General features: G+C 38.3%; 13 protein-coding genes. 9 read left to right on the top strand and 4 right to left on the bottom strand.

The features are described 5' to 3' along the window. The first annotated feature begins 50 nt into the window (after positions 1-50). From AC4BHP_RS02445 to AC4BHP_RS02435, 3 genes are read left to right on the top strand one after another with little or no spacing between them, the layout of a single operon-like run. Positions 51-371 (top strand): PadR family transcriptional regulator, encoded by a 321-nt coding sequence (locus tag AC4BHP_RS02445; RefSeq protein ID WP_066104658.1) that lies wholly within the window; start codon positions 51-53, stop codon positions 369-371. Beyond that, entirely contained in the window at positions 368-928 is a 561-nt protein-coding gene (locus tag AC4BHP_RS02440) for an HAAS signaling domain-containing protein (protein ID WP_066104661.1), read from the top strand. The genes AC4BHP_RS02445 and AC4BHP_RS02440 overlap by 4 nt, the downstream gene beginning before the upstream one ends. After that, positions 921-1715, top strand: a complete 795-nt coding sequence (locus AC4BHP_RS02435; protein WP_139892417.1) for a DUF4097 family beta strand repeat-containing protein — start codon at positions 921-923, stop codon at positions 1713-1715. Before AC4BHP_RS02440 ends, AC4BHP_RS02435 begins: the two co-directional genes overlap by 8 nt. Positions 1716-1768: 53 nt before the next feature. On the opposite strand, the gene AC4BHP_RS02430 is transcribed toward AC4BHP_RS02435, so the two are convergent. Beyond that, positions 1769-2077, bottom strand: coding sequence for a hypothetical protein (locus AC4BHP_RS02430; RefSeq protein ID WP_225983600.1), 309 nt, complete (start codon positions 2075-2077; stop codon positions 1769-1771). Positions 2078-2396: 319 nt separating this feature from the next. Between AC4BHP_RS02430 and AC4BHP_RS02425 the strand changes: the two genes are divergently transcribed. Next, on the top strand, positions 2397-2645 hold the full coding sequence (locus AC4BHP_RS02425) for a hypothetical protein (RefSeq protein ID WP_066104667.1): 249 nt from the start codon (positions 2397-2399) through the stop codon (positions 2643-2645). A gap of 3 nt (positions 2646-2648) precedes the next feature. Then, on the top strand, positions 2649-2825 hold the full coding sequence (locus AC4BHP_RS02420) for a 3-oxoacyl-[acyl-carrier-protein] synthase III C-terminal domain-containing protein (RefSeq protein WP_077248084.1): 177 nt from the start codon (positions 2649-2651) through the stop codon (positions 2823-2825). Positions 2826-2912: 87 nt separating this feature from the next. Here AC4BHP_RS02420 and AC4BHP_RS02415 read toward each other — a convergent pair whose 3' ends face one another. Both AC4BHP_RS02415 and AC4BHP_RS02410 read right to left on the bottom strand, forming a co-directional pair. Beyond that, on the bottom strand, positions 2913-3707 hold the full coding sequence (locus tag AC4BHP_RS02415) for an SDR family NAD(P)-dependent oxidoreductase (protein WP_066104670.1): 795 nt from the start codon (positions 3705-3707) through the stop codon (positions 2913-2915). Between the two features lie 27 nt (positions 3708-3734). Further along, entirely contained in the window at positions 3735-4694 is a 960-nt protein-coding gene (locus AC4BHP_RS02410) for an MBL fold metallo-hydrolase (protein WP_066104672.1), read from the bottom strand. 403 nt (positions 4695-5097) lie between these two features. Here AC4BHP_RS02410 and proC point away from each other — a divergent pair, with 403 nt between their 5' ends. After that, positions 5098-5946 carry a pyrroline-5-carboxylate reductase gene (gene proC, locus AC4BHP_RS02405; RefSeq protein ID WP_066104675.1) on the top strand — a complete coding sequence of 283 codons (849 nt, stop codon included), beginning with the start codon at positions 5098-5100 and terminating at the stop codon, positions 5944-5946. 176 nt (positions 5947-6122) lie between these two features. On the opposite strand, the gene AC4BHP_RS02400 is transcribed toward proC, so the two are convergent. Next, positions 6123-6527, bottom strand: a complete 405-nt coding sequence (locus tag AC4BHP_RS02400; protein ID WP_139892419.1) for an NUDIX hydrolase — start codon at positions 6525-6527, stop codon at positions 6123-6125. Between the two features lie 291 nt (positions 6528-6818). Between AC4BHP_RS02400 and AC4BHP_RS02395 the strand changes: the two genes are divergently transcribed. From AC4BHP_RS02395 to AC4BHP_RS02385, 3 genes are all read left to right on the top strand, one after another. Then, a complete protein-coding gene (locus AC4BHP_RS02395; protein ID WP_077248053.1) occupies positions 6819-6935 on the top strand; it encodes a YjcZ family sporulation protein in 117 nt (38 codons plus the stop codon). Between the two features lie 126 nt (positions 6936-7061). After that, positions 7062-8081, top strand: coding sequence for an NADPH dehydrogenase NamA (gene namA / locus AC4BHP_RS02390; protein ID WP_066104680.1), 1020 nt, complete (start codon positions 7062-7064; stop codon positions 8079-8081). Positions 8082-8451: 370 nt separating this feature from the next. Then, positions 8452-10167: a methyl-accepting chemotaxis protein gene (locus AC4BHP_RS02385; RefSeq protein WP_066104683.1), complete on the top strand. Its 1716-nt coding sequence runs from the start codon at positions 8452-8454 to the stop codon at positions 10165-10167. Positions 10168-10474 lie beyond the last annotated feature (307 nt).

Below are 10474 nucleotides of genomic sequence, written 5' to 3'. Positions count from 1 at the left end.
ATAGTTACTACTATACAATGTATAATAGCGAAGGAAAGGAGGCTTTACGATTGAATGTCCAATTCAAAAAGGGCGTTTTAGAGCTTTGCGTACTTGTTATGTTAAATAACAAGGATCGTTATGGATATGAGCTCGTTCAGGGGATTTCCGATAAATTTGAAATTTCCGAAGGAGCCGTCTATCCGCTTCTCAGACGACTTACCAAAGAAGAATATTTCACGACCTATTTACAGGAATCTACAGAGGGGCCCTCTCGTAAATACTATCATCTAACAGAAAAAGGCCGGGATTACCTGAAGCAGCTGGTAAGAGAATGGCAAGCATTTTCCACAGGTGTTAATCAAATTATTGAGGAAGGTGAAGTACAGTGAATCGGGAACAATTTTTGCAACAATTATCTAACCATCTTAGCGCCCTGCCTAAAGAGGAACGCAATGACATCTTAAATGATTATAATGAGTATTTTGAAAATGGTTTATTAGAGGGAAAGTCCGAGAGTGAAATATCAGATAATCTTGGTTCTCCTGAATTAATCGCAAAGGAATTAAATATATCGAATACATTTGCCGAGATAGACAGGAAGATGACCTTCTCAAACGTCTTTGGTGCGATTGGATTAACAATTGGACTGAGCTTTCTGAATCTAATTTTTGTCCTTGGTCCTGCCATAGCTCTTGGAGGTATATTGTTAGGCGGTTGGGGGGCAAGTATCGGTCTCATATTATCACCATTCCTCCACCTGATTGGTATTATATTGGGTTTCAATCAGGCCTATGCATTTGAAGTTTTTCTTTCAATCGGGTTCAGCGGTTTAGGAATTCTCCTCTTGTTTGGCATGTATTATGTAACCATCTTTAGTTCTAAAGTGTTTATTAAATATTGCAAATGGAATGTTTCAGTTGTAAAGGGAGGTATGAAGCATGTATAAAAAGTGGCTGATTGTAGCTGGAATACTCATCGTTATTGGCTTTTCAGGAGCATTGCTGACTGCAAAATCGTTTTTTTCACTTCAAAATGAGAATGACAAACAAACGAAGCAGTTTCAAAGTTCAGAGATACAATCGATTGATGTCAATAATACCGTAGGGACAATCAAGCTGGCAGAAACATCTGGAGATGAAATTATTGTTGAGACAATTGGGTCTAAAATGTCCAATCCCATAAAAATAGAAGAGAACGGTGAAACCCTGTCCATTACAAACGAGGCGGATCATACTATTTCTCTAGGTGTTAATTTTAAAAAATCATCAGAGAATATTACAGTCTATTTGCCAAAAAAACAGTATGACAGAATCTCAGCATCAAATGAAGTCGGTGAAATTACAATCTCTCAGATTAATGCAGCCCACTTAAATGCAGAATCAGAAGTTGGAAGCATTCATATAAGCGATGTATCCTCCACTTCAATAATCGCTTCTTCGGAGCTAGGGAACATTAAGATACAAAAATACAGCGGCAAGCTCCAGGTCGATAATGAAGTTGGCTCGATTGATATTTCGACCGATGAAATCACTGAACCGCTTATCGCCAAAAATGAACTTGGAGAAATCGACTTAACAATTAATCAGGATCCAAATAACATCTTAATTACAGCAGACTCTGAGATTGGCAGTAAACGAATCTTTGGCAAAAAAACCGGAAGTTATATGAGTGGGGATGGAAGCATTACAGTTCAACTGAGCACGGAGACCGGCAGTATTCGTGTTACTGATTAATGAAAAACCCGATAAAACCTTCAAGGGCTTTATCGGGTTTATTTTCAATTCTATCAAACAGCTGTTTTAGCCTGATTTTGAGCAGCATCCACAAGGATGAATACCGCTGACAACAAGTGCATAATCATTCCAATACCAGGAATGAAGCCAACAACGGACGTTACAATTCCCAGTATATTTCCGTTAGCTTTTATTCCGGCTTTATACGAAAAGACTACAATGATGATATGGAAAGCAAGCATAATAAATAAGGGTACCCATGCCATGCTTAGGATAATTGTTCCTCCAAGAACAGGTATACCTAATAATGCTTCCATACCGCCTGATACCCATTTTAAAATATTAATCATTTGACGACTCATTACTAGCCACCCTCTCTCTTATATATTTTTTAAAATATTATTCTATAATAACTATATTTACTATATACCCATTAATCTAAATATTATTAACTATATTTTTCAATAAATATGTATTATGTTTATATAATTTTGTCTTTCTTATCTTTATGTACATCCATTTTTCCAGTAACCATCTAACACGTTGCTGCTATTATAAACCTCCTCCTGCCCTACTTCATCAATAGAACTACTCCCCATCAATTAAAATTCCAAAAAAGATAACAGCACAAGCGGTATCGCCATACATAAAGAATACCTTTTAATCGTAGATTGCAAAGATATGAAAGTAATCAATCAAGATGTAGATAAGATTATTTATCAAAAGGAAGGATTAAGTAAATCCATAAATGCAAATGCTGACAGCCAATACATTCAATTTACCCCTTTCGATGCGAGTTTTTCTGCTCAGATTATTTTTGATCTATTTGACCGTATTTTGGAGCCGAATAGCTTGAGGATATCCGATATTGCTGCATTTTGTATTTCACAATTTGCATATGGAGATAAGTTAACCATTGAACAACACTAGGATATCCAAAGCCAAAAGGTCATTTATATTGGAGATCAATATGGCTATACAGGTTCGAGCAGTCCGTTCCTCGCTTTCCATGAAGGGATACAGGATGGGCGTATTAAGCGCGGAGATTATGTTATGTTTTGGACAGTTGGTGCAGGACATCAGTTCATCGCTATGTTATGGAAATACTAATCTCTTTATATAAAATGAAACGGATCTAGCATCAAGTCGTTGCAGGAACAAAAAATCCACCTTGTTTTTTAGGTGGATTTTCTCTTATCATTTTTTATTAAACTGACTTCGCCCGAGCGTTTCAACCGTCCTCGGAATTAAACTGTAAATCTTACTTCCCGCATTCATCCAGCCTGGTGCATTAATTTCCCGCTTATTTTTTAGCATGATATTCGTGATTTTTTCTGCCAGCTTGACCGGATCAATCATCAAGCGTTCAATGTTTTTGATATACGTACCTTCTTTATCTGCGATATTAAAGAAATTGGTTTTAATCGGTCCAGGATTGACGGATGTAACAAAAACATTCTCTGTATGCATTTCCATACGTAAGGCATTTGTAAATCCAAGTACCGCATGCTTCGTTGCTGAGTAAACACTTGATTTCGGCGTCGCCATTTTCCCAGCCTGGGATGCAATATTGATAATGTGGCCTGATTTCTTTTCTGCCATCGCAGGCAGTACCATTTTCGTACAGGCAATGAGTCCAACCACATTTGTATTGATCATGGATTCTGTATCATCTAAACTTGCGTCCAACACTTTCTCGAAAATTCCAAAGCCAGCATTGTTCACCAGAACATCGGTATCTCCCACTTCATTCTTGATGTGGGCAAATGTCTGTTCAACAGCATTCCGATCGGATACATCCAATGTATATACATAAACCTCGCAATTAAAATCAGTCATTAATTCTTTACGGATTTTTTCTAATTTGTCCAAACTCCGTGCGATTAAAACCAATTTTGCTCCACTTTTAGCAGCATGTCTGGCAATTTGTTCACCTAACCCGCCTGAGGCACCCGTAATCGTAACAATTTTCCCACGAATTCGTTCATTCATGTACTTCACTTCCTCATTAATGGTCCATTATTTATTATAATACCATACGACACCATCAACCATTTCACTTTCAATTTCATGAAGACTATCTAGATAATCGAGCTGGCCCAATGTCTCAAACAATGCCAGTGCTGGATCTCTCTTAACAGCCTTCGGAAATAATTGTATAGCTAATTCCAAGACGTTCCGACGGTCTTCCCCAATGAGGCTTTTAACATGAAATGCCCGCTCATGCTGATTTTTTAAACGTTTCTCTATTAGCTGGTATGGTTCAGTAATGTCCTTTCCATGCCCTGGATATACGATTGTCAGTCTTTCATTTTGCAATCGACGCAAGCTATCATTCAGTTGCAGTTGCGGCTTCAATCTCTCCTGCTCTGCCCTTTTCGGTACCTCCAGAATCGGGTTAGGTGAAATTTTACCCAATAATAAATCTCCGCCAATCAGTGTACCTGACTCTTCATGATAGAAGGATAAGTGACCCTGTGAATGGCCAAAGGTTTCCATTGCTCTCCAACCAGGATGGCCGGGAATCCAGTCTCCTTCTTTCAAAAAATGTGTGAGGGGTTTTGAACCCGAATACGTATATAGGGACTCTACATCATTGGCATATTTCATCAATTGCGGAGGTACGCCAAATTGCTTTGCCATACTTGTAAAATAATCTTTTTGTTCCTTCATAAATGCTGGATCCCTTTTAAGATACCGCTGGTTATCTTCATGTCCATACAATGGATCTTCTTGAAATACATCAATTAATCCACAGTGGTCAGAGTGGTGGTGGGTTAATATTACCTGTTCAATATCAGATAGCCTATATCCCAGTTCCTTTAACTGCCGTTCAAGTGCCTCTTTTGCTTCCTGTGTTTTAATTCCGGCATCTACCAGAGTTAAAGCATCTCCTTTTAGAAGATACGTATTTACATCTCCGACAGCAAACGGAGTCGGTATAATAATTTTTTCAGCTACCCTTGTAATCGAACTCATCTCATTACTCCCTGTTATGTATTTTAGTAATTATTTTTACATAATTTGTATGAAAATTCCATCATAAAGTTTGAATATTCTTGACACATGAGCTATTTTTTTGCATAATTTCTATTAATATCAAATAAATATACTTATACAAGCGTTCGAGAAAGAATAGTAAATCATGTATGGCGTAAGAGAGTGAAACCCGTTGGCTGTAAGGTTTCGCCGCCCACTGATGATTGAACCTGCCTTTCGAGCTGTCAGGAAAACCTGGCCGTCCGACCGGGCGTTATCCGGTATAAAGATGCAAGCATTCTAGAGCCGAATGCTCGTAAATTAAGGTGGTACCACGGAAGAATAGCCTTTCGTCCTTTACAGGATGAAGGGCTTTTTTTATTTTTACAAAGGAGGCAGGAGCATGAATAAAAAAATTGCTTTTCTTGGAGCCGGTTCTATGGCTGAAGCATTGATTGCAGGCATTGTAAAAAAAGGGGCAACTTCACCCGGAGATCTTTGGGTCTGTAATCGGAACAATGATCCTCAACTAGAACGCTTGAAAAAAAACTATGGCGTTATTCCATGCCGCAACATGTCCTCCCTTCTATCTGACGCAGATATCATCCTGATAGCCGTTAAGCCGAAGGATGTTTATACAGTCTTACAACAAGCCAAACCTTATCTAACCAGTAAGATGGTACTTATATCTGTTGCCGCAGGAATTTCTACTCAAAGCATTGAAGCCATTTTAGAGAATACTATGCCGATTATTCGGGCTATGCCAAATACATCTGCGGCAGTTGGAAAATCCGCCACTGCTATTTCAGGGAACATCTATATGAAACCAGAGCATCTTACACTGGCTAAAGACATTTTCAATACGGTAGGAATGGTCGTTTTTACAGAAGAAGAGAAAATGGATGCCGTCACAGGCCTCTCTGGAAGCGGACCAGCATATATTTATTACTTAATTGAAGCCATGCATCAATCAGCCCAACAAATTGGTCTTAATCATCAAGAAGCTCAAACTCTGATTATCCAAACGTTAATGGGAGCTGCCGAAATGGTCCACTCCTCCGATAAATCTCCTCAAATGCTGCGTTACGAGGTAACAAGTCCAGGAGGAACTACTGAAGCAGGTATCCAAATCCTTGAACAACATGGCGTTAAGGAAGCCTTTATTAAATGCATTCAAGAGGCTACCCTCCAATCAGAGCGTATGGGTAAGGAATTAGGAAGTAAAATCAAAGAAAAAATTCTATATGAGTAAAATAAATAGTTATATGATGCGCGTATCAATTACAGCACTTCTCTAAGCGCATTCAGAAAAATGGTCAATCATTAATCATCTAACGGGAGGATTATACTATCCTCTCTTTTTTTACTATCCCACTCCAGTAGGCTTTCAACATTCAGCCCAGCAAATGTTAGAATCCCGCTCTCCCCTCATACATGATGAAATAATGATTGAACTTTTAAGGCCACCTCCATTGGTCTTACGTCAATAGATGTTAACTTTTCAAGACCCACCCATATTGGCAGGTACGTTCCTCTTCCCCTTGTTTTGTTTGTATATTCATCACCTTGCCCGGTGCCTATAGTTCCAGATAAAATTTTTGCCTTGTAGAAGTATTGGTTATTTCCGTTATATTTTACTTTTGAAATACATTCATTAACATTTACACCTACCCCCAATTCCTCGATGGCTTCCCTTTTAGCTGCAGCTTCAGGTGTTTCACCATTCTCTATGCCTCCTCCAGGAAAAACATAATAAACAGAAGCATTCAAACTTCTTTTAATGAGTACTATCTGATTGTTTTCTATAATTACCACGGAGCTCCGATCTCTCATAGCCATTCTCCTCCCTGTTTACGAGTATTGTTCTTGATATTTTTTATATAAAACCATGACTTATAGCAAAATAGCTGACCTTTTAACATTCGTAACATATTAATAAGGTAAATAGGAATTTTCATAAGCTAATTTTAAATCCATTAATTCTCGAGAGTAATGATTGCTGCAGAAATTTAGGCTGTCCCAACTTTAAATATTGTCCAATCCATCTATCACTTTAAACCATATGATGGCTATGTAATGGGAATTCGCTCCCATTATTGCAGCAATGAACAGGAGGTGTCTGTATTGAGTGATTCTTATGGTGGTAAAGGTGTAGGAAGCTTTGCTTTCGTTGTTGTTCTTTTCATCTTGTTAATTATTGTCGGTGCTTCTTATGTTGGAGGCGGCTACGGCGGTTACTAAGTAAGATAGGGGGCATGTACTCGGGGATTCCCGGGCCACATGCTCTCTTCCTTTTATTTGAAGCATTTGATTAGTCACCCCTTAATCCCAACTGTTATACTTGGTTACTGAAAGGAGTTGTCATCAATGACTAAATCATTATTATTTGAACCATATACAATTAAAAATATAACTCTTAAAAATCGGATTGTCATGTCACCGATGTGCATGTACTCCAGCTACGAACGTGATGGAAAAATACAGAACTGGCATATGACTCACTATACAAGCCGGGCTGTCGGCCAGGTTGGTTTAATCATCGTGGAAGCAACCGCAGTTACTCCGCAAGGTAGAATTTCTGATCAAGATTTAGGCATTTGGAGTGACGATCACATTGAAGGTTTACATACGCTAACTGCTATGATGAAGGAATATGGCACAGTTCCCGGGATTCAGCTCGCTCATGCAGGGCGAAAAGCTGAGCTTGAAGGTGAAATTATCGCACCTGTTTCTGTGCCTTTTAATGAAAAAATGAAAACTCCTAGAGAAATGACCAAAAAGGATATTGCCGATACAGTTGAAGCCTTCAAACAAGCCGCTATTCGTGCCAAAAAGGCAGGATTTGAGGTTATGGAGATTCATGGCGCACACGGATACTTAATCAATGAATTCCTAACTCCTGCCGTTAATACTCGTACCGATGAATATGGCGGATCGCCGGAAAATCGTTATCGATTCCTAAAAGAAATCATTACTGCTATTAAATCTGTTTTTGACGGCCCATTATTCGTCCGAATCTCCGCTAAAGATTATCACGAAGACGGATATGAACCGGAAGATTATATTCAATATGCCCGTTGGATGAAAGAAGACGGAATCGATCTTATTGATGTAAGCTCCGGTGGTGTAATGTCAGTACCGGTACCAAGCTTCCCAGGCTATCAGGTCCCAATGAGTGAGACAATCAAGCATGAAGCCAACATTGCAACTGGTGCCGTCGGATTAATCACATCTGGCGTACAAGCGGAGGAAATCTTACAAAACAACCGTGCTGATCTAATTTTTATCGGTAGAGAATTATTACGTGATCCATATTGGCCTAAAAATGCTGCCAAGGAACTGCGTGCTTCTGTTGAAGCTCCTGTGCAATACGGTCGCGGTTGGTAATTTCCTTCGATTAAATCATTGTTTTGATTTAATAAAGTACAGGAAACAAATTAAGAAAAAAGTATCGTTTCTATAGAAACGGTGCTTTTTCTTTTTTTGAACCTTAAAATTCGACAGGAGAATACAAAATAATAATGACGAGATCTTAAACTAAAATTAAATAATTACATATTGGAACAATTCGATGTAGCTGTAGATTAGTATTTTTCCTTCACATCCGTACCAAAGGGACAAACATTTCTTCAGTTTCTCTTATCAGAATTTATTTTTCACAACAATTACATTATTTTCATGTTAAGACAAAAAAATGAATGCCGATAGTTAATTGAAGACCATTGTGACTTTCCTAATTGATAGGAGGAAAAATATATTGAAAAAGAAAAAAGCTCGTTCAATCAAGATTAAATTATTGATGTTAACTTTAATAACGTTAATCATTCCTGTAATCGTTATCGGTATCAGCGTATTTTTTATCTCAAAAGATCAATTGATTGAAACAGAGAAAGAAAATCTCCAAACAAACACTGATATGACAATTGGAATGATCGGACTCTTACACCAACAAGTGAGTGCTGGTTATATTTCCTTAGAGGATGCACAGCAACAATTAAATGAAGAGATTCTGGGAGAAGAAGAGCAAGTTTATCAAGGTTATGATTTTGGAGAAGATGGAGAACTATCTGCAATCGACAAAGATGGCACTCTTACCTTACATACTAAAAACGCAGATACAAATTATAAAGACCTTAAAACAAACGGAGACAAAACAGTGGATCAGCTGATTCTTGAGAAAGGTGAGAACGGGGCTTTCATATCGTATTCTTCCAAAAAAGGTGATGTTGAAAAAATAGCTTATGTTAAAAGGGAACCTTATTGGGAATGGACGATTATATCCAGCAAACCCGTCGCAAAAATTACATCTAAATCATCTGAGCTTGCCTGGTTAGTAGCTGTAATATCAATTGGCTCTGTCATCATTGCCAGTTGTACTGCTTACTTCTTTTCTGCAAAAATAGCCAAACCGATTTCACAGGTTAGTAAAGGCCTAAATCGGATTGCGACCGGTGACTTTTCAATCTCTCCATTAAAGAATAAAAGCAAGGATGAATTAGGACAGTTGGCAAGTGATTTTAATACAATGGTGGACAATACGAAGATACTGATCACCCAGGTTAACCATTCAACTGAACAAGTTGCAAGAGCATCCGAAGAATTGACTGCAAGCTCGGAGGAAACAACTCACAGCACAGAAGAAGTATCCAATTCCATTAACCATGTTGCCGATGTGTCTGATTCTGCTAATACTCGACTTCAGGAAAGTGTACACGCTCTTGAGGAAGTGACAACCTCTATCCAGCGTCTGGCAGGTGTATCAAACGAAATCTCCGAAACAGGCAGCAAGGTCGTATCAAAAGCAAATCATGGGAATGAATTATTATCCAGGACCATTCAGCAAATAGAGTTTATTTACAAGAAAGCCACTGAAAGCGAAGAAATCCTGAAAATGCTGGATACCAGTTCCAGTGAAATCAGCAAGATTTCAGGAACTATTTCAGCCATTGCCGATCAAACAAACCTTTTAGCATTAAATGCAGCTATTGAAGCAGCCAGAGCTGGAGAACATGGAAGAGGCTTTGCTGTTGTCGCAGATGAGGTACGAAAGCTTGCTGAGCAATCTCAATCCTCGTCCAGCCAAATCGTCAACCTTATTAAAGAAATCCAGTCAAATATGGAAGGATCGATTTCATCCATGTATGAGGTAAAGGTCGAGGTTGAGGAAGGGATGTCTGTTATCAATAATACGGAAGAGGCTTTCAAGGAAATTGTGGCTTACATGGTTCAAATGGAACAAGAAGTGAATAGCATGGCCGCTTCAGTCCAACAGATTTCGGCCAGCTCCAACCTTGTATCGGATTCCATTAATCAAGTAGCAGAGGATATATCAAGTGTGTCAGTGCATACAACTAATATAGCTGCCTCTACTGAAGAACAGCTTGCAGCCACCGAAGAAATCAGCCTGTCCTCAAGCTCTCTATCCAAGCTCTCATCAGAGTTACAGGAGCAAATGGCGAAATTTAAGCTATAAAAATCTCTTATTACAATTGAAAACTTGGAGAAAATCCAATTTAAAGAAAGACCTTCAGAGAATTTCGCGTGCTGGCAACATTCTTTATGGAAGGTCTTTCTTTTTTCTATTTTATAAGGTTTGTTTCTGAGCCTTAAAGATATCTTTTTTGCTGTCTCCGTTATTCAACTAAATCCCCTTTTTTAAGTACATTTATTCACATATAAATTCTATATATTTTTTCTATGTTAAACTTTAATATTGTTTTTCCCACTTTAAATTGTTTTTTTATTGAAGCATCCCTCACCAATAAAACAACTTTAATTTC

This window comes from Pradoshia sp. Z4_20 (assembly GCF_058216035.1).
Note: the sequence above shows the minus strand (reverse complement) of the source record. Positions and strands in the feature narration are given on the sequence as shown.